The organism is Pseudomonas sp. NY15435 (genome assembly GCF_048068295.1).
Taxonomy (GTDB): domain Bacteria; phylum Pseudomonadota; class Gammaproteobacteria; order Pseudomonadales; family Pseudomonadaceae; genus Pseudomonas.
Map to the genome: position 1 here is coordinate 46,974 of NZ_JBLUQA010000019.1, position 19,573 is coordinate 66,546.

Sequence of the window (19,573 nt, forward strand, 5' to 3'; positions counted from 1 at the left end):
GGCTGGCGCGGCGAGGGCAAAACCCGGTGCGTCGGCCAGCGCTGGAAGCCTTGCCATGTCCGACTCTGCCGTTTGCGAACGACCTTCCGCCCGTTTCACCCTGCTGACCGCCTCGGCGGTGTGTGCGCTGATCATCCTCGATACCAACATCGTCGCCGTTTCGCTGCCGAGCATCGCTCGCGACCTGTCCGGTTCCTTCACTGATATCGAGTGGGTGGTCAGCGCCTACCTGCTGGCTTTCGCCGCCTGCCTGCTGCCCGCCGGCAGCCTGGCCGACCGTTTCGGCCGGCGGCGCATGCTGCTGCTCGGGCTGCTGCTGTTCGGTGCGGCCTCGCTGGCGTGCGGTGCGGCGCCGAGCCTGCTGTTCCTTGATATCGCCCGTGCCGCCAAGGGCGTTGGCGCCGCGCTGTTGCTGACTTCCGCGCTCGCCGCCATCGGCCATCGCTTCCATGAGCCCGAGGAGCGTCTGCGCGCCTGGGCTTTCTGGGGTGCGTGCATGGGTGCCACCATCACCTTCGCACCGCTGCTGGGCGGGGTGATTTCCGCCACGCTGGGGTGGCGCTGGATCTTCTACCTCAACCTGCCCCTGGTGGTGTTGCTGGGAGCGATGGCGCTGCGCAGCATCGAGGAGTCCCGCGACAGTGCTTCGGCACGACTCGACCCGCTAGGCAGCCTGACCTTCGCCGGCGGCCTTGGCTACCTGATCTGGGCGCTCATCGATGGTAACCGCGTCGGTTGGGACAGCCCGCAGACCCTCGGGCGGCTGCTGGTCAGCGCTGGCCTGCTGGGTTTGTTCGTGCTGGTGGAGCGCAGCCAGGCGCGGCCGATGATCGATCTGCGGTTGATGCGCAGTGGCCGTTTCATCGGCGCCTTGCTCGGCATGTTCGCCTACGCCGCCTGTGCCCAGGTGATGATGACGCTGCTGCCGCTCTACCTGCAGAACGGTTTGCAGCTGTCGGCGGTTGCAGCGGGCGCGGGGATGCTGCCGTTTGCCCTGGCGATGTTGCTGGCGCCACGGGTGGGTTTGCGTCTGAGCGGGCGATTCAGTCCAGCCAGGGTTTTCGCCCTGGGGCTGGTGCTCGTCGGCGTGGGCAACCTGCTTTGCGCGCTGGCGGCCGGGCAGGGCGGTTACCCGGCCTTTGCCCTCGCCAGCCTGGTACTGGGCGCCGGCGCCGGGCTGCTCAACGGCGACACGCAGAAGAACATCATGGCCTGCGTACCTCGTGAGCGCACCGGTATGGCCTCGGGGCTGAGCACCACCACGCGCTTCGCCGCCATCGTGCTGGCCATCGGCATTCTCGGCGGTGTGCTGGCTGCGCGCAGTGCCCGATTGCTGCGTGGTGCGCTGGCAGAGCTTGCACCTGCGCAACTGGACAAGGCCGCCGAGATGGCAACCCGCGCAGCGGCGGGTGACTTCACGGCGGCGCTGTCGCTGGCCGATCCAGGGTTGCGGGATGCGCTGGCGCCCGCTGTTCGGCAAGCCTTCATCGGTGGTTTCGAAGGGGTGTTGCTGGTGGCGGGCGTCGCGGCCCTGGTGTTCGCCGTGTTGGTGGGCACGCTGCTCGGCAGGCCGATGCCGGTCCACGAGCCGGTGCCGGCCTGAAACGGCCGTTTGTCCGCTGCCCTGCGGGGCGGTGGTGGTTGCCGGAACTGTCGCTTGCCCGGCCGGGTCAGGAATCAGGAGGAGTGCGCGTTGCGCGCCTCATAGCCGTCATCCAGAGCAGAACGGGTCATACGTGGCCAAGGGGGGAAAAGCGCATGCGAGCCGTAGTGCATTCCAGCGCCGGCTTTTCCCTCTTCGCTCATTCAGCCTGATTGCCGGCGCCGTTCGACGCGCCTGCCAGCAAGTCGAGTCTCTTCACTGAAAAAGCGCAGGCGGACGTCTACGTCGCCAGGTTGAATTCGTGTGCCTGTGAGTTGTAGTGAATACTACAAAAAATACATATTGAAAGTTTATGGAGCGCATTATACAAATTAGCCACAACAAGAGGCGCCCCATGCTCACACTCAAAGATCGCCTGAACACCCCGGAAGTCGAGCTCACCAAGGCCGAGCGCAAAGTCCTGCGTGCCTTGCTCGATGACTACCCGCGCGCCGGCCTCGGGCCGATGTCGCGCCTCGCGCGCCAGGCCGGGGTCAGCGATCCCAGCATCCTGCGGCTGGTGAAGAAGCTCGGTTTCAGCGGCTACAGCGACTTCCAGAACGCACTGTTGGCCGAGGTGGACGACCGCCTGCGCTCGCCGCGTACCCTGCTTGCCGGGCGCCGCGAAGGCATGAGTCGCGATGACGTCTGGTCCAACTACCTGAGCGACGCCAGCGAAGGCATCCAGCGCACCCTGGCGCTGACCCAGGCCGACGACGTGCGCCTGCTTGGCGACTGGCTGCTCGACCCCAAGCTGCGCGTGCTCTGCCACGGCGGTCGTTTCAGCCGCTTCGTCGCCGGCTACCTGGTGGCGCACCTGCGCATGCTGCGCAGCGGCTGCCTGCTGCTGGACGACGGCGCCGCGCTGCCCGACCAGTTGGGCGACATCGACCGTCAGACGCTGGTGGTGGTGTTCGACTACCGCCGCTACCAGGCCCAGGCACTGGGCGTGGCCCGCGCGGCCAAGGCCCGTGGCGCACGCGTGGTGCTGTTCACCGACATCTACGACTCGCCGCTGCGCGAGTTCGCCGACCTGATCATCAGCGCCCCGGTGGAGTCCCCGTCGCCCTTCGACACCCTGGTGCCGACCATGGCCCAGGTCGAGGCGCTGATCGCCAGCCTGGTAGCGCGCATGGATGGCCAGCTCGACGAACGCCTGGAAGGCATCGACCACCTGAGAGCTGCCTTCGGCAGCCACATCCTCGAGGAATGACTGTGCTCACCCTGCCGCATCAATCGCCCCGCGACCTTCCGTTCACCCCCGGCCAGACTGCCATCCTGTTCGTCGATATGCAGAACGCCTGGGTCATTCCCGGCCGCGATGCCCACATCGACCCGTTAGCCCACCGCTACTTCTACGAGCGCGTCGAGTCGAGCGTGATACCCAACCAGCAACGCCTGCTGGCGGCGATGCGCGAGGTCGGCGGCGAGGTGCTGCACACCATCATCGAGAGCCTCACCGCTGACGGCCGTGATCGCTCGCTTGACCACAAGCTCTCCGACATGCACCTGCCCAAGGGCAGCCCGGATGCCCAAGTGATCTACGAGCTGGAACCGCGCGAGAACGAGATCGTGCTGCCGAAGACTTCCTCGGGGGTCTTCAACTCCACCGCCATCGACTACGTGCTGCGCAACCTGAACACCCGCCACCTGATCATCTGCGGCGTGGTCACCGACCAGTGCGTGGACATGGCCGTGCGCGACGCCGCCGACCGGGGCTACCTCGTCACCCTGGTGGAAGACGCCTGCGCCACCCACACCGCCGAACGCCACCAGGCCTGCCTGGAAGCGATCAAGGGCTACTGCTGGATCGCCGACACCGACACGGTGCTGGCCCGCATCGCCGCGCTGGCCTGAGGCCGGGAGAACGCCATGAGTCAGAACAATAACAATGCCGCTCCGATGCGCCTGACCAGCTTCGTCACCACCGACCTCTGCGGCATCACCCGCGGCCGCTCGCTTCCCGAGTCGGACGTCGCCGAGCAACTGGCCACCGGCTGCGGCTGGGTGCCCGCCAACAGCGCGCTGACGCCCCAGGACATCATCGCCGACGACAACCCCTGGGGCAGCCACGGCGACCTGCGCCTGCTGCCCGACCCGAGCAGCCGGGTGCGCCTGGAAAACGGCCCCGACTCCCAGGCCGCGCCGCTGGATTACCTGCACGGCGACCTGGTGACCACCACCGGTGCGCCCTGGCCGGTTTGCCCGCGCACGCTGCTGCGCGAGGAGATCGCCCGCTACCGCGAGCTGGACCTGCAGGTCACCGCCGCCTTCGAACACGAATTCAACCTGCTCGGCCTGCCGGACGAGCACGCCGCCGCCTTCTCCCTGCAGGCGCAGCGGCAGACCGGCAACTTCGGCGGCTGGCTGATGAGCGCGCTGGAGCAGATCGGCGCCGAGCCGGAAATGTTCCTGCCCGAATACGGGCGCGACCAGTACGAAGTCACCTGCCGGCCGACCCAGGGCGTTGCCGCTGCCGACCGTGCGGTGAATGTCCGTGAAGTCACCCGCGAGATCGCACGGCAGTTCGGCTGGCGCAGCAGCTTCACGCCGCTGCTGGCACCCGGCGCCGTGACCAACGGCGTGCACCTGCACCTGAGCCTGCAACGGCGGGATGGCACCCCGGTGTTCTATGACGAGGCCACGTCAACCAACCTGTCGACACTCGCCGAGCACTGGGCCGCTGGCGTGCTGCGCCATCTGCCGGCGCTGTGTGCGCTCACCGCGCCGACGGCGGTTTCCTACCTGCGGCTGAAGCCGCACCACTGGAGCGCCGCCTACGCCTGCCTGGGCCTGCGCAACCGCGAAGCGGCGCTGCGCATCTGCCCGGTGGTGGAGATCGGCGGCAAACCCAAGGCGCGCCAGTTCAACCTGGAATTCCGCCCGATGGACGCCACCGCCAGCCCGCACCTGGCCATGGCCGCCGTGTTGATCGCCGGGCGGCTGGGCATGCAGCAGGAACTGCCGCTGTCGGCGGTCACCGATGTCGACCCGCACAGCCTCAGCAATGCGCAGCGCGAGGAACTTGGCATCAAGTCCCTGCCCGGTTCGCTGGAGGAGGCCCAGCGCCTGCTGCTGGCTGATACCGAACTGTGCGCCCAGCTACCGCCGGCGCTACTGCAGACCTATGTCTCCATGAAGCGCCAGGAGCAGGCCCTGACCCGTGAACTCAGCGAAGAGCAACTCTGTGAATCCTACGCAAAGTTCTACTGAGGCCGGTCTGTACCGGCGCCCGCCGTTCGAGATCGTCAACCCGCAGGGCAGGAGCCCGGTGCTGCTGGTCTGCGAGCATGCCAGCCGCTACATCCCCGAGGAGCTGGCGCAGCTGGGCCTGGACGATGCGGCAGCGGCCGAACACATCGCCTGGGACATCGGTGCGCTGGACCTGGCCCGCGAACTGTCGGCGCGCCTGGACGCCACGTTGCTGGTGGCCAACTACTCGCGCCTGCTGATCGACCTCAACCGCCCGCTGTCGGCCCCGGATGCGATTCCCGAGCACAGCGAGATCTACCCGATCCCCGGCAACCGCAACCTGAGCGCGGCAGCCCGGCAGGAGAGGGTGGCGAGCCTGTTCGAACCCTTCCACCGGCAACTGGCCGCGCTGCTCGACGAACGCCTGGCTGCCGCCCGGCCAACCCGGCTGGTCGGCGTACACAGCTTCACTCCGAGCTATCGCGGCGAGATGCGCCCGTGGGTTGCCGGAGTGCTCTATGCCAAGGCCGAGGCCTATGCCCAGCGCATGGTGGCGGGGCTGCGGGAGAGCGGGGAGGAGATCGGCGCCAACCAGCCCTATGTGATCGACCCGCTGGAGGACATGACCGTCCCGGTGCATGGCGACGAACGCGGCGTGGACGCCGTGCTGATCGAAATCCGCAATGACGGACTGCGGACCCCGCAAGGGGTGGAAGCCTGGGCAGAACGCCTGGCTCCCTGGCTCTGAGGACCCAAGCCCGACCGGTGTGCTGAAGTGGCCGGGCAGGAGACAACAACAATTCAGCGCATGAGCGCCGAACTCTAAAAGCTGCCGTTCCCAGAGGAAGTGCCCCGTGGCTATCGAACAGTTCGGATACAAGCAACAACTGCGCCGCAGCCTGACGCTCGGCGACCTGGTGATCTACGGGATGATCTTCATGATCCCGATCGCTCCCTTCGGCGTGTACGGCTGGGTTCACGCCGACGCCCACGGCATGGTGCCGATGGCCTACCTGGTGGGCATGGTGGCGATGCTCTTCACTGCGCTGAGTTACGGCGCAATGTCCCGCGCGTTTCCCATCGCCGGCTCGGTGTACTCCTATGCCCAGCGCGGCATCCATCCCAACGTCGGTTTCATCGCCGGTTGGGTCCTGCTGCTGGACTACCTGCTGATCCCGCCGCTGCTCTACGTGTTCAGCGCGCTGGCGCTGAATCACCTGTTCCCGGCAATCCCCAAGCTTGTGTTCATGCTGATCTTCCTGGTGTCCGCCACGCTCATCAACCTGCGTGGCATCACCCTGGCGGCGCGCTTCAATCTGCTGTTCCTGATTGCCGAGCTGGCGGTGCTGGCGATCTTCCTGGCGGTGGGTTACCACGCGTTGGATGGCGGGCTCGGTAATGGCCGCCTCACCCTGGAACCGCTGCTGCAACCGGATCACTTCAACCTCGGCCTGGTGATGAAGGCGGTGTCCATCGCGGTGTTGTCGTTCCTCGGCTTCGATGCGATCTCCACCCTTGCGGAGGAGGTCAAGGGCGACCCGGCCAAGCAGATCGGCCGCGCCTCGCTGATCGCGCTGTTCGTCATGGGCGCCATCTTCATCGTGCAGACCTGGCTGGCCACTGACCTTGCCGCGGGTATGACCTTCAAGTCGGCGGACACCGCCTTCTACGAGATCGCCGAAGCGGCTGGCGGCAGTTGGCTCTCCACGCTGACGGCGGTGTCTACCGCGCTGGCCTGGGGCGTGACCGTGTCGATCACCTCGCAGGCCGCCGTTTCGCGCCTGCTGTACTCCATGGCCCGCGACGGCAAGCTGCCGCGCGTACTGGCCAAGGTGCATCCGAAATACCAGACCCCGCACATCAGCCTGTATCTGGTCGGCGTGCTGTCGCTGGGCATCGGTATCTACTTCCTCGACTCGCCCGACGTGCTCACCTCGCTGGTCAACTTCGGCGCGCTGACCGGCTTTTGCCTGCTGCACCTGGCGGTGATCAATCACTACTTCATCCGCCAGAAGAGTGGCCAGGTGCTGCGTCACCTGGTGTTCCCGCTGATCGGCCTGGTGATCATCGCCTATGTGCTGTTCAGCATGAGCCGCGAGGCGCAGGAACTGGGCGCGGGCTGGATCGCCATCGGCCTGGTATACCTCGCGGTACTGAGCCGGCGCGGCAACGGCAGCGAGCTGGCGAGGGAAATCTGATGGGGTGCGCCGTGCTGTCGCAGACGGCACGGCGCGCTTTGACAGAAGGCGGGGTGTGCCCCATAAAGATCCGGGTCGGTGGCGGACAGTGTTTCCACCGACTGCTTTCGCCGGGGCAGGGAAGCCGGCATGACTGACGAATCATCGCGAAGCATCATGAGCAGGAACGATCAGGACAGCCCCTTCACCCTGGACCGCATCGACGAGGAGATCATCCGCATCCTCCGTCACCAGGGGCGCATCACCTACGGCAAGCTCTCCGCCCTGGTCCATCTCACCCCGCGTCCGTGCCAGGAGCGCGTCCGCAAGCTGGAGCGACACGGCATCATCCGTGGCTACGGCGCGCTCATCGACGAGCAGAAGATTTCCGCCGGGCTCTCGTTGCTGGTGTTGGTCGCTCTGTCCAACCAGAGTGGCCGCAGCGCGCAGAAGGCCTTCGAAGCCCGCATCATCGCCTGCGCGGAAGTGCTGCACTGCCAACTGATCAGTGGCACCTTCGACTACAGCGTGCGCATGCGCTGCCGGGACATGGAGCACTACCGCGCGCTGACCGAAACCTGGCTCAACGACGAGAGCCTGCACATCGACAAGCTGGTCGCGCACCCCGAGCTGACGACCATCAAGGAGTCGGCCAGCTAGCGCGTTGGCATCGTCGTTTCCGTCCCTTTTCCGACCACGCTGCAGGCTCGCAGACGACCGCTCCGTGCACAGCCGAATCGGCTGTCAGGACTCCCCAATACAGCCGGATCGGCCGGCACAGACCCGCATTACAGCCGGGTTTTCAGCGGGGGCGGTGGGAAAATCGTAACGCCCCTCTCCTGAAGTGCAGACCTGTTCCAGGGCCTCTGCGACGTTGTTGTGCCCGCTGTTCGGGGGCGGTGCAGTTTGAAAACACCGATAGAAAAGTCCAATCACAACAATCGGAGGTCCCACCATGACCCGCTTCGTCGACGTCCCCACGATGTCCCAACTGGTTCAGCAGATCGGTGTCGCCCGCTTCATCGGCGAACTCGCCGACGCCATCGCTCAGGACTTCGTGCGCTGGGAGTCCTTCGACAAATCCGCCCGCGTCGCCAACCATTCCGAGATCGGTGTCATCGAGCTGATGCCGGTGTCCGACACCGCCCGCTATGCCTTCAAGTACGTCAACGGCCACCCGCAGAACACCCAGCGCGGCCTGTTCACCGTGATGGCCTTCGGCGTGCTGGCCGATGTCGAGACGGGCTATCCGGTGTTGCTCTCCGAGCTGACCGTGGCCACCGCGCTGCGTACCTGCGCTACGTCGCTGATGGCCGCTCGCGCACTGGCTCGACCGAACTCCCGACGCATGGCGCTGATCGGCAACGGCGCGCAGAGCGAGTTCCAGGCGCTGGCCTTCCATCACCACCTGGGCATCGAGGAAATCGCTGTCTACGACATCGACCCGCAGGCCACTGAAAAGCTGATCCGCAACCTGTCGGAGTTCCCCAGCCTGAAGATCATCCGCGCCGGATCCACCGCCGAAGCGGTGCGCGGCGCCGACATCGTGACCACGGTGACCGCCGACAAGGCCTACGCGACCATCCTTACCCCGGAGATGATCGAGCCGGGCATGCACATCAACGGCGTGGGCGGCGATTGCCCGGGCAAGACCGAACTGCACGCCGACGTACTGCGCGCCGGCAAGGTGTTCGTCGAGTACGAACCGCAGTCGCGCGTCGAGGGCGAAATCCAGCAGATGCCGGCGGACTTCCCGGTAACCGACCTGTGGCGCGTGCTGGCCGGCCAGCTTGCCGGGCGTGACAGCGCCGAACAGGTCACCATCTTCGACTCGGTCGGCTTCGCCCTCGAGGACTACTCGGCGCTGCGCTACGTGAACGAACAGGCCAGCCGCCTGGGCCTCGGCGAGCGCATCGACCTGGTGCCCTGGAGCGAGGACGAGGACAACGATCCCAAGGACCTGTTCCGCTACACCCGTTCCGCCAAGGCGCGCAAAGGGCTGCGGCGCATCGCCTGACGTTCAGCGCGCCTCGTCGGGAATCGCCAGTGGCGGCCGGCTGAGGTCGCTGGCGCTCTGCGTGGTGGCGGCGACACGGGCCTTGAGCCACTGGCTGAAGGCCTTCACCACTGGGCGCTCGGCCTTCACCGGGTCAGTCACCAGGAAATAGCCCCGGCTGGACTGGATGGTGATGTCGAACGGGCGCACCAGCAAGCCACGGGCCAGGGCATCGCCGCTGAGCAGGTTGTCGCCGATGGCCACGCCCTGGGCAGCGATGCAGGCGGCGATGGTGCAGGGCGCGTCGGCGAACAGCACGCCGGAGCGGTGATCGATGGCGCTGGCGCCCACGGCGCCCAACCACAGGCGCCAGTCGGCGAAGTCGTTCATGTGCAGCAGCGTGTAGTGGGCCAGGTCTGCCGGTTGCTGCAAGCCACCGCGCGAGTGGATCAGGCGCGGGCTGCAGACCGGGAAGAAGTGCAGCGCCACCAGTTGCTCCACTGTCTGGTTCGGCCAGTCGCCGCTGCCGTAGGCGATGAACAGGTCGGCATCGCTGGCGCTGGTGTCCTGCGGCACGCGCGGCGTCACTACGTGCAATTGCACCTGCGGGTACTGCGCGAGGAAATCCCCCAGGTGCTGGCACAGCCAGTAGGTAGCGAAGCCGGGGTTGCAACTCACGCACAGCGGCCCGCTGACCTGCTGCTCGTCGAAGCTGCTGCCGGCCAGCTGCACCTCCGCGAGGATGCGCTGCACGTCGCGCGCATACCTTTCTCCCCGATAGGTCAGACGAATGCCGCGCCCGGTGCGCTCGGTCAGGGCAAAGCCCAGACGCTCCTCCAGCGTGGCGAGGCGGTGGCTGACCGCGCTGCGGGTGAGGTTCAGCTCCTGGGCAGCGGCGGACACGCTGCCCAGCCGGGCCACGGCATCCAGCGCGCGCAGGGCGGTCATCGAAGGAAAGTGCATGGGCGGTCCAATTCTCGATTGGTGAAACTCTATTGGTGAAATTGTATTGGTGAAACTAACCGGACATGGGGTGGCGAAATCCTGCGCTTGTTGCAAATTTTGCTTCACCAATACTAGGCCACACGACAACAACAACAGGCAACGATGAGGAAGCCGTCATGTCGAAATTCAAGGCCTACGTCCAGCAGTGGATCGACGAGCACCGCCAGCAGTTGTCCGACTGGCACCAGGTGATCTGGCATTTCGCCGAGCCGGCGTTCCGCGAGTACAAGTCCTGCGCCTGGTACGTGGAACTGCTGCGCCGCGAAGGCTTCACGGTGGAAGAGGGCAGCGGCGGCATGCCCACCGCTTTCGTCGCCACCTTCAGCAACGGCGAAGGGCCGATCCTCGCCACTTACGCCGAATACGATGCGGTGCCGGGCAACTGCCAGGCGGCGGCGACCAGACCGATGCCGCGCGAGGGGCTGTCGAAGTACGCGCCCGGCCATACCGATCCCCATTCGGCGCTGGGCATCAGCGCCCTGGGCGGCGTGCTGGCGGCCAAGGCGGCGATGCTGGAGTTCGGTATTGCGGGGACGATCAAGTTCTTCGGCGAGCCGGCGGAAAAGCTGCGGGCCTCCAAGCCCGTGCACGCCGCCAAGGGCTACTACGACGACCTCGACGCCGCCGTCAGCTTCCACCCCACCTACATGTTGCCGCTGAACAACACCACCACCTGGGACACGCACTGCGGCATCGCCTACTCGTACATCTACACCTTCACCTGCGAAGACCCGCAGAACTGGATCGCCGCCGACCGCTACAGCCCGATCCCGCAGAACCATTTGGCCGCCCGCGCGCCAGGGGCCAACGATGCGCTGGTGCACTTCTACACGCTGAACGAAAGCCTTCGCCGCTCGACACTGCCGTTCACCGGGCTGTGGAGTTTCAACGAAGCCATCCTCACCGCCGGGCAGGCTACTGCCGACAATCTGCCGCCGCACATCTCGCAGATCCAGTACCTGCTGCGCTGCGACTCCATCGAGCAGGCCGAGACCATTTCCACGGTGATGGACAACAACGCCGCCGCCGCGGCCATGGCTACCGGCTGCCAGTGGAAGAAGACCTGGGTCTGCAAGTCCCGTGGCGGGCTGGCCAACCACGCGCTGGCGCAGGCCTGCTACGACAACCTCGCCGCCATCGGCGCGCCGACCTGGGGCGAAAAAGCCATCGCCGTGGCGCGGGAAATCCAGGCCAATCTGGGGCTGGATGCGATGGATGAGCCCTTCCTGCCGGCCACCCAGGCGCTGATCGAACCCCAGGAATGCGAGCGGCAGATGCGCCTGCAGATGCCGGCCTGGCAGAAGTACCTGACCTCCGACGACTACCCCGAGTACACCTGGCACTGCCCGACCGTGCGCCTCTACGTGGCCCGGCCGATGCTCAGCGCGCCAGCCGGCTTCACCTACCCGGACTGGGTATCCAACGCCCTGGGCGGTATCCGCGAGACCATCGACCCGATGATCGACGTGGCGTCGAAGACCATCGGCAGCACCTTGATCGAGCTGTTCACCGATGCCGATCTGCTGGCCGCGGCGACCCGCGAGTTCAATGAGCGCACTGGCGGCGGCATTGGCGGCGAACACTGGCAGGCACCGCTGCTGCCGAAGGACTTCAAGGTTCCGCACCGCTTCCGCTGGCCGGAGTACATCCGCACGGTGCGCGGCGAGGAGTGGTGGATTCCGGCGCGGGAAGACGAGTGACGCTGGCTTTTTGTAGGAGCGAGCTTGCTCGCGAACCGCATTCCACCCAAGCGTCGGTGTGCGCGCCAGGTTGTTCGCGAGCAAGCTCGCTCCTACAGGGACTTCGCCCAGGAATGAGCGCGTTTGAACCAGTGCACCAGCGCCACACCGAACTCCACGGTACGCGACCGCGAAGGGCAACCGGGCGTCGACAGCAGTTGCGGCAGCAGGAAACCCACTTCCGCCTCGTTCGGCCCGCAGAACCGGGTTTCGGCCGACTCGACGAACTCCTCGTCCCACCGTGGGAAGCGTCCGTTTGCGCTTTCGAAGGAATGCAGTGCGTTCATGATCGACTCGCCTCCCTAGAGGTCCAGCACCAGCGGTTGCACGCCGCCGTCGTCCTGCGCCGGGATGGCGCAGCAGATCAGTGCGCTGCCGGCTTCGGGCATTTCTGCCGGCGGGTTGGGGTAGTGCACCTGGCCGCTGACGATTTTCGTCCGGCAGGTGCCGCATGAGCCGCCGCGGCAACTGAAGTCGGGCGTCAGCCCGCGGGCTTCGGCCAGTTCCAGAAGGCTGCCGCTGTCGGGTTTCCAGCGCGCCTCCTTGGCGGAGCCGGCGAAGTACACCGGCACCGGCTCGGTGGCAGCGGGCGGCTGCACCAGCGTTGGTTTGCCACCGTCACCATGACGCTTGAGTGTCGACGGGCCGAAGGTTTCGGCGTGGATGCGCGTATCGGCGATGTTCAGGTCACGCAGGCCGTCATAGATCGCCTGGGTGAATTCGCCGGGGCCGCACAGGTAGAAGTCGTAATCATCGAACGGCAGCCGTGCCTTGATCGCCTCGATATCCAGGCGCCCGACCAGTTCGAAATCACGGCCCAGATTGGCGTCCGCTTCGGGACGACTGAGCGCGCGATGGACCTGCAGTTGCGGCGCGCGCTGGCGCAGCTCGGCGATTTCCTGCTGGAACGGCAATTGGCCCAGCGTCCGCGCGGACTGGAACAGGTGGACGCGCCGCGCAGGGCCCGCCACCAGTTCGCGCAGCATCGACAGCAGCGGGGTGATGCCCACACCTGCGCCGATCAACACGACCGGCCGCCCGCTGTCGCCCTTGAGGGTGAAGCTGCCCATGGGCGCGCGGACCTGCAGGCGGCCGCCCGCCCGAACCTGCTCGTGCAGGTGGCGGGAAGCCGGTCCCTGGGCTTTCACGCTGATGCGCAGTTCGTTGTCCGACGGCGCGCTGGAAAGGCTGTAGGTGCGGATCAGCGTCTGCTCGCCGACCGCCAGGCGCACGGGCAGGTGCTGCCCCGGCGCAAAGCTCACGGCAATGCCGGCCGGCGCTTGCAGGTAGAACGAGCGGATGTCGTCGCTTTCCTGCTCCACGCGCAGCACCGGCCAGTCCTGCCATTGCTGGCGTTGTTCGCGCTCCTGCAGTTTTGCGTCGGCTTCGGCCCAGGTGCCGGTCATCAGGCTGGTCGGCGAGTACTCGCGGAAGCTCCAGCGCAGCGCCAGGGCACTCCGGCGCAGCACGACATGCTGCACCTCCAGGGTCCATAGACGTTCGGCACCTTCGAAGGCGGTCAGCAGCGGGCTGTCGAAGAGGATTTCGGTGCGGCCATGGACCTGCAGCACGTCGCCGCTGGCGAAGTCGACGAAGAGCAACCCGGCCTGCGGGTTGGCCTGCAGGTTGCCCAGGGTGTTGAAGTGCAAATTGCCGGCATAGTCCGGAATGACCAGGCGGTTGCCGTCTACCTTGACGAAGCCGGGGCGGCCGCCGCGGTGGGAAACGTCCACCGAGCGATCACCGTCTTCGTGCCGCACGTAACTGGCGACGAAGAAGGTGTCGGCGTCGCGGATGATCGCGGCCAGTTCATCGTTCAGCGCGCTGAAGTCCTCGCGCGGGGCGCGTTGGCTGTAGCGCTGCTCGTCGCGGCTCCATTCGCGTTTCTGGATGTACTGCGGGCAGTTGCCGAAGGAGTGCTCGACGGCCACCGTCAGCAGGCCGCCGTCGACCTCGCGGAGGACACCATTCATGCGGTTGCGCCGGCGGGTGTGCAGTTCGATGCCCAGCAGGCCGATGGCCTGGCCGGCCCGCAGGCCGCTGGCGGCGGGGTCCTGGCTGTCAGGTACGCTGTCGAGCAGCAGGCTTTTGGGGTCGGGCGAGGTGACAAAGCCTTCCGCGCCTTCGAGCAGGGTCGCCCAGGGCCGGCCCTGGTCATCCACGGCACCGGCGATGATGAAGGGCAACTGGTGGTAGAACTCGCGGTGCTGGTCGGGCATGTAGTCGCGAATGACTCTCTGGCCATGGACTTCCATGCGCTCGGCGACGCCGACACGCTCCTGGATTGCCTTCTCGCCGGCGTGCCAGGGGGAGGTACGGTGTTTGGGCAACTGGAACATGACAAGCACCTCGCAGAAGGTGCCGCCGGTTCATCCCGGCGGCAAGGGTTGCATCAGGCTTGCAGGCCGATAGCGGTGCGCTGCATCGGCACGAAGTGCGGCAGGGCCTCCACGCGGGCCAGCCAGGCGCGCAGGTTGGGGTAGTCCTGCAGGGAGACGTTGCCCTCCGGTGCATGGGAAATGTAGGCGTAGTTGGACACGTCGGCGATGGTCGCCTCGGTGCCGGCCAGGAAGGGCGTCCTGGCCAGCTCGCGTTCCATCACCTGGAACAGTGTGTGGGCACGGGTGATGACTTCCTGTGCGTTGAAGGCCGCGCCGAACACGGTGACCAGCCGTGCGGCAGCGGGACCGAAGGCGACCTGCCCAGCGGCCACCGACAGCCAGCGCTGGACGCGGGCGGCGCCGAGCGGGTCTTCCGGCAGCCAGCGACCGTTACCGTATTTTTTCGCCAGGTAGACGAGGATGGCGTTGGAGTCGGCGACGATGACGCCTTCGTCATCGATCACCGGCACCTGGCCGAAGGGATTCAGGGCGAGGAAGTCAGGGTGCTTGTGCGCGCCCTTGGCGAGGTCCACCGAGATCAGCTCGGTGGGCAGTTGCAGCAGCGAGAGCATCAGCTCGATGCGATGAGCGTGGCCGGACAGCGGGTGGCGGTAGAGCTTGATGGTGTGGGACATGACGATGACTCCGTTGACTTGAGTGGGGATGCAGCGCGAGTCGGGCCGTGGTGGGTTGCTCGAGCTGATGGGTGAATGCTGCGCTCGATGCGGGCTGCGCAGAATCGCCAGGGCTGGCAATCCAGCGTTTCAGAATGCGGAAGAATGGGGGCGAGAGCTGCCTGATGGCACGCCTCATTTCAGGCCCCGTAGTGGCGATGTTCGCGAGCAAGCTCGCTCCTACAGGTCAACTCCGGTGTTTCCTTGTAGGAGCGAGCTTGCTCGCGAACCGCCCAGAGCGCAGAAGGGTGAAAGTGCGCTTCTGGACAGCGCGCGCGTCAGCCGCGCAACGCCGGATGCGCCCGCAGACGCGGCACCACGAAATCGAGGAAGGTCCGCACCCGCGCCGCGGCGCGACGGCCTTCGCGGTAGATCAGCTGCACCGGCAGGCCGGGTGCGGCGTAATCCGGCAATACCACCTGAAGTCGCCCGTCGCTCAGCTCGGCATGGGCCTCGTGGCTCATGCAACGGGTCAGGCCGAGCCCCAGGCTGGCGGCGCGGATCGCCGCGTGGGTGGTGCTGCACGTCAGACGTGGAGTCAGGCGCACCGATCGTGGTGCGTCCTGATGGCGGAAGCGCCACTCGCTGATCGCACCCTGGCTGCCGGCGACGATGATGCGATGCGCCTTGAGGTCCTCCGGCGCCCGCGGCACGCCATGGCGCGCGAGGTAGGCAGGCGACGCACAGATCACCGGCTGTACCGTGCCCACCGGCAGGGCGAAGCCGGATGAATCGGGCAGGGCGCCAATCACCAGGGCGACGTCGATGCCATCCTCCAGCAGGCGCGGCAAGTCTTCCCGGTGCCGACTGAGCAGACGCACATCGGGAAAGGCGGCCAGGTAATCCAGGGCGATGGGTGCGAAGATACGGTCGGCCATCAGCAGCGGCAGGGACAGGCTCAGAGGCCCGGCCGGGTGCGCCTGCAAGCCGCCGAGCGAGCCTTCCGCCTCATCGATGCCCTGGAGAATCTGCCGGCAGCTGGCGGCGAAGGTTAAGCCGCTGTCGTTCAACTCGACTCCGCGCGGGCCGCGCAGCAACAGCTCGCAGCGCAGGCGCGACTCCAGTGCGGCGACCAGGCGCATCACCGTGGCGGTGGACAGTTCCAGCTGCCGTGCGCCTGCGGCAAGGCTGCCGGAGCGCGCCACGGCATCGAACGCCTGCATCTCCCGGTAGCGGCTCACGGCTGCGCGGCCTGCAGGGCCGGGTCGGCGCGCAGGCGCTCCGCGCAATGATTGACGAAGCTGCGGACCTTCGCCGGCAGCCGCGTGCCATCCTGGTAGAGCAGGTGAATGGGTAGCGGCGCCGTGGAGAATTCGTCCAGGACAATCTCCAACTCGCCGCGAGCCACGGCTTCGGCGGCCTGGTACGAGAGCACGCGGGTATAGCCACCGCCCAGGCGCGCGGCATGGATCGCCGCGTTGTTCGAGCTGACCACGAAGCGCGACGGCGGGCGCAGGGTCAGCGGTCCGTCAGATGTGACGAACTGCCAGTCCGTGAGCAGCACACTGGTAGCGGCCATCACCACCGGCGCGTCGAGCAGGTCATTGGGGTGCTGCGGGCGACCGTGGCGGTCGAGGAAGGCAGGGGACGCGCAGACTACCGGGCGGATTTCGCCGACGCGCAATGCGCTCAGGCTGCTCTCTGGCAACTGGCCGATACGCACGGCGACGTCGATGCCCTCGTCGAGCATATTCACCACGCGGTCGACCAGCAGCGCGTTGACCGTCACCTCGGCGTGGGCGTCCAGGTAGCTGGCGATCAGCGGAATCAGGTACAGCTCGCCGAACAGCACCGGGGCCGTCACCGTCAGGTTGCCGCGCGGGCGCAGGGCGCTGCCGGAGGCCAGTTCCTCGGCTTCCTCCAGCTCCTGCAGGATGCGTCGGCAGTCCTCGACGTAACGCTGGCCAGCATCGGTCAGGCGCACGCTGCGGGTGCTGCGGGCCAGCAGCAGGGTGCCCAGGCGCTGCTCCAGCGCAGCGATGGCGCGGGTCACGCTGGGTGGCGACAGGCCCAGCTGCTTGGCGCCTGCGGCAAAGTTGCCGGCTTCGGCCACGGCCAGCAGCACCGTCATTTCCTGAAACCTGTCCATGGATCACCGTTGTGGCCTTGTGCGGGTCGCCAGACTGTAGAGGGAAGCGGCGCAGGATTGAAGTGCCGGCGGCTTGCAGGCGACATCGGCGTGCTTGCCAGCGCCGTGTGGCTTGACCGCCCCCGGCCACTGCGGCACAAGCGCTGGAGGCGCCCAAGCGAGGCCGCCACTTGCCCGCGAGCCTTCCACCATGACCAGCAAGACTGCGGCCGCCGCGCTGGCCGCTACCAGCAATCCGCGCCTGGGCATCGCCCTGTGCCTGCTGTCGATGCTCATCTTTGCCTGCCAGGACGGCATCACCAAGGTGCTGGTCCGCCACTTGCCGGTGGCCGAGCTGGTGATGGTGCGCTACTGGGTATTCGTGCTGTTCGCGCTTATCGTCTGCCGTGCCCAGGGCGGTATTCGCGCCGCCTGCCGCAGTGCCAGCCCCTGGCAACAGGTGGTGCGCGCGCTGCTGGGCGTGGGCGAGATCGCCATCTTCGGGCTGGCGCTGCGTTACCTCGGACTGGCCGAGACCCACGCGCTCTACGCAGTCTTCCCGTTGATGACACTGGGCCTGGCTCGGGTGTTCCTCGGTGAGCGGATGGTGGCCAGGCAATGGCTGGCGGCGGTGGTGGGTTTCGGCGGCACGCTGTTGATCCTGCGCCCGGGTATGGGCGTGTTCGAACTCGCGGCGCTGATTCCGCTGGCGGCGGCGCTGACCTTCGCCTTCTTCAACATCCTTTCGCGACGCATCAGCCACACCGACTCCTTCGCCACCACCACGTTGTACATGGCGGTTGTCGGCGCCGTGGCGGCCACCTCCGCCGGGCTTCCCGCCTGGGTCACGCCGACGCCTCACGAGGCGCTGCTGATGTCCATCGTCGCCGTCTCCGGGGTGATCGCCCAGTTGCTGCTGATCCAGGCGCTGAAGTATGCCCAGGCCTCGACGCTGCAGCCGTTCAACTACTCGCTGCTGGCCTTCGCCACGCTGATCGGCCTGTTTGTCTTTGGCGAAGCGCCGACGGCGTGGACGGTTTCTGGCGCGCTGCTGATCCTGCTGGCGGGGTTGTATTCGATCAAGCCCAAATCCCTGTAGGAGCGGACTCTGTCCGCGATTGGCTTCGCAGTGCGCCGGACATCATCGCGGACGGAGTCCGCTCCTACGCTCGCCTGGAGTTCCGGCTCGGCCGGCTCGCTCATCCCGAGCCGCCGATAGACACCATGGTGCAATGTCCGCCACGGCGACGCTCATGGTGTCATTCCTGTCACGGGTAACCCGGCCAGCCGTCCGGGAGTCCCTCAGCCTGAGCGTGCGCGGCCAGGCCACAGCACGCTCAACCACCCAGGTGAATCCGTCGAATCGCGAGGTCTCCATGCTCCTACCCCTGTGCACCTGGTCCGAAATCGAGCAGTTCCTTGGCCGCAGCCGGACCATCGTCATTCCCATCGGCTCCAACGAGCAGCACGGTCCCATCGGCCTGCTGGGGACCGATTGGATGTGCCCGGAAATCATCGCCCATGAGGCGCAGAAGTCGGCGGATATCCTGATTGCGCCGACCTTCAACATCGGCATGGCGCAGCACCACCTGGGCTTCCCCGGCACCATCACGCTGCGCCCCTCGACCTTTATCGCCGCCATCTGCGACTGGGTTAGTTCCCTGGCCGCCCATGGCTTCGAGAAGATCCTCTTCCTCAATGGCCACGGCGGCAACGTCGCTTCCATCGAGGCGGCATTCTCCGAACTCTACGCCCAGGCCAGCTTCGCCCGACGCCCGGCGGGGTTCGCCCTGAAGCTGTGCAACTGGTGGGACCTGGAAGGTGTCGGCGAGCTGGCCAACCGGCAGTTCCCCAAGGGCCATGGCATCCACGCGACGCCTTCGGAGATCGCCGTCACCCAGTGGGCCTATCCGCAGCACATCAAGTCCGCCGAGTACTCGCCGCCAATCGCCAACTGGGGCCCGATCCGCGAGGCCGCGGATTTCCGCGCGCGCCATCCCGACGGGCGCATGGGCTCCGATCCGGGCCTGGCCTCGCCTGAGAAAGGTCGTGAGCTGGTGATGCTGGCGGCCCAGGGACTGGTGCAGGCGGTCGAGGCTTTCAGCGCCGAGCCCTCGCCTTACTGAGCATCATCGACCGTCATCCGCCCCACCGGAAACCCGAGCCTCGCTCGGGTTTCTGCTTTTGGCGGGTGCAAGGCGCGGCCAGCTAACAAGAGCTAACAGCAGATAACTCGCCTGATTGCGCCGGCCTTGCCACGCTGGCAGCCAAGTGTCATTGGCTAATCAGGGAGGCCTCCATGACCCAGCATGATGGCTGCATGAATCTGGCGGGGCGGCGCAGCAATGCGGAGTTCGGCGCGCTGATCCTCGGTTCCGGTGAGCTCGGCGAGGCGGCATTGCGTCAGCTTTACATGGCCGTATTGCCCCTGCTCATTGCCTTCTTCGAGGGGCAGGCGCAGGCCGGTCGAATCGGCCAGCAGGATGTGGGCGAGCTGCTGCGCGCCACCTTGCGCCAGGTGGATCGGCAGCGCGCCGGCTACGATCCCCTCGTTCCCTTTCGCGCATGGCTGCTGGAGCTGGCCCGGCACGAGCTGAGTGCCCACCGCAATGTGGCGCAGGTCGTGGCCTCTGCCGAGCGAGAGACAAAAAAGCCGGCGCGGCGCAGGCGTACCGCCGCAGCCCACTGAACCCACGTTT

Annotated in this window: 18 protein-coding genes; 12 read left to right on the forward strand and 6 right to left on the reverse strand. The window is 66.7% G+C overall.

Annotated elements, in window-relative coordinates; all coding sequences use genetic code 11:
* The first annotated feature begins 55 nt into the window (after nucleotides 1-55).
* The 8 genes from ACNFH5_RS29075 (at nucleotide 56) to ACNFH5_RS29110 (ending at nucleotide 9,028) form a co-directional block, all read left to right on the forward strand.
* Complete coding sequence (locus ACNFH5_RS29075) at nucleotides 56-1,603, forward strand: MFS transporter (RefSeq protein WP_416752164.1); 1,548 nt, start codon at nucleotides 56-58, stop codon at nucleotides 1,601-1,603.
* Between the two features lie 394 nt (nucleotides 1,604-1,997).
* Entirely contained in the window at nucleotides 1,998-2,855 is an 858-nt protein-coding gene (locus ACNFH5_RS29080; RefSeq protein WP_416752166.1) for a MurR/RpiR family transcriptional regulator, read from the forward strand.
* A gap of 2 nt (nucleotides 2,856-2,857) precedes the next feature.
* A complete protein-coding gene (locus ACNFH5_RS29085) occupies nucleotides 2,858-3,499 on the forward strand; it encodes an isochorismatase family cysteine hydrolase (RefSeq protein ID WP_416752168.1) in 642 nt (213 codons plus the stop codon).
* A 15-nt stretch (nucleotides 3,500-3,514) separates the two neighbouring features.
* A complete protein-coding gene (locus ACNFH5_RS29090) occupies nucleotides 3,515-4,855 on the forward strand; it encodes a glutamine synthetase (protein WP_416752170.1) in 1,341 nt (446 codons plus the stop codon).
* Nucleotides 4,830-5,582: an N-formylglutamate amidohydrolase gene (locus tag ACNFH5_RS29095; RefSeq protein WP_416752172.1), complete on the forward strand. Its 753-nt coding sequence runs from the start codon at nucleotides 4,830-4,832 to the stop codon at nucleotides 5,580-5,582. The genes ACNFH5_RS29090 and ACNFH5_RS29095 overlap by 26 nt, the downstream gene beginning before the upstream one ends.
* 106 nt (nucleotides 5,583-5,688) lie before the next feature.
* Complete coding sequence (locus ACNFH5_RS29100) at nucleotides 5,689-7,032, forward strand: APC family permease (protein ID WP_416752174.1); 1,344 nt, start codon at nucleotides 5,689-5,691, stop codon at nucleotides 7,030-7,032.
* 156 nt (nucleotides 7,033-7,188) lie between these two features.
* Complete coding sequence (locus ACNFH5_RS29105) at nucleotides 7,189-7,671, forward strand: Lrp/AsnC family transcriptional regulator (RefSeq protein WP_416752176.1); 483 nt, start codon at nucleotides 7,189-7,191, stop codon at nucleotides 7,669-7,671.
* A gap of 295 nt (nucleotides 7,672-7,966) precedes the next feature.
* Nucleotides 7,967-9,028 carry an ornithine cyclodeaminase gene (locus ACNFH5_RS29110; protein ID WP_416752178.1) on the forward strand — a complete coding sequence of 354 codons (1,062 nt, stop codon included), beginning with the start codon at nucleotides 7,967-7,969 and terminating at the stop codon, nucleotides 9,026-9,028.
* A 3-nt stretch (nucleotides 9,029-9,031) separates the two neighbouring features.
* Here ACNFH5_RS29110 and ACNFH5_RS29115 read toward each other — a convergent pair whose 3' ends face one another.
* Complete coding sequence (locus tag ACNFH5_RS29115) at nucleotides 9,032-9,970, reverse strand: LysR substrate-binding domain-containing protein (RefSeq protein WP_416752180.1); 939 nt, start codon at nucleotides 9,968-9,970, stop codon at nucleotides 9,032-9,034.
* Nucleotides 9,971-10,128: 158 nt separating this feature from the next.
* Here ACNFH5_RS29115 and ACNFH5_RS29120 point away from each other — a divergent pair, with 158 nt between their 5' ends.
* Complete coding sequence (locus ACNFH5_RS29120; protein ID WP_416752182.1) at nucleotides 10,129-11,712, forward strand: amidohydrolase; 1,584 nt, start codon at nucleotides 10,129-10,131, stop codon at nucleotides 11,710-11,712.
* 92 nt (nucleotides 11,713-11,804) lie between these two features.
* Here the strand turns inward: ACNFH5_RS29120 and ACNFH5_RS29125 are convergent, their stop codons facing one another.
* From ACNFH5_RS29125 to ACNFH5_RS29145, 5 genes are all read right to left on the reverse strand, one after another.
* Nucleotides 11,805-12,038, reverse strand: coding sequence for a hypothetical protein (locus ACNFH5_RS29125; protein ID WP_416752184.1), 234 nt, complete (start codon nucleotides 12,036-12,038; stop codon nucleotides 11,805-11,807).
* Between the two features lie 15 nt (nucleotides 12,039-12,053).
* Complete coding sequence (locus ACNFH5_RS29130) at nucleotides 12,054-14,090, reverse strand: pyridoxamine 5'-phosphate oxidase family protein (RefSeq protein WP_416752186.1); 2,037 nt, start codon at nucleotides 14,088-14,090, stop codon at nucleotides 12,054-12,056.
* A gap of 53 nt (nucleotides 14,091-14,143) precedes the next feature.
* Nucleotides 14,144-14,767, reverse strand: coding sequence for a glutathione S-transferase family protein (locus ACNFH5_RS29135; protein WP_416752188.1), 624 nt, complete (start codon nucleotides 14,765-14,767; stop codon nucleotides 14,144-14,146).
* Between the two features lie 317 nt (nucleotides 14,768-15,084).
* Entirely contained in the window at nucleotides 15,085-15,987 is a 903-nt protein-coding gene (locus tag ACNFH5_RS29140; RefSeq protein WP_416752190.1) for a LysR family transcriptional regulator, read from the reverse strand.
* Entirely contained in the window at nucleotides 15,984-16,895 is a 912-nt protein-coding gene (locus ACNFH5_RS29145) for a LysR family transcriptional regulator (RefSeq protein WP_416752192.1), read from the reverse strand. The genes ACNFH5_RS29140 and ACNFH5_RS29145 overlap by 4 nt, the downstream gene beginning before the upstream one ends.
* 190 nt (nucleotides 16,896-17,085) lie before the next feature.
* Between ACNFH5_RS29145 and ACNFH5_RS29150 the strand changes: the two genes are divergently transcribed.
* From ACNFH5_RS29150 to ACNFH5_RS29160, 3 genes are all read left to right on the forward strand, one after another.
* Nucleotides 17,086-17,973, forward strand: coding sequence for a DMT family transporter (locus ACNFH5_RS29150; RefSeq protein WP_416752194.1), 888 nt, complete (start codon nucleotides 17,086-17,088; stop codon nucleotides 17,971-17,973).
* Nucleotides 17,974-18,250: 277 nt separating this feature from the next.
* Nucleotides 18,251-19,000, forward strand: coding sequence for a creatininase family protein (locus ACNFH5_RS29155; RefSeq protein ID WP_416752196.1), 750 nt, complete (start codon nucleotides 18,251-18,253; stop codon nucleotides 18,998-19,000).
* Between the two features lie 173 nt (nucleotides 19,001-19,173).
* Complete coding sequence (locus tag ACNFH5_RS29160; RefSeq protein WP_416752198.1) at nucleotides 19,174-19,563, forward strand: hypothetical protein; 390 nt, start codon at nucleotides 19,174-19,176, stop codon at nucleotides 19,561-19,563.
* Nucleotides 19,564-19,573: the final 10 nt, after the last annotated feature.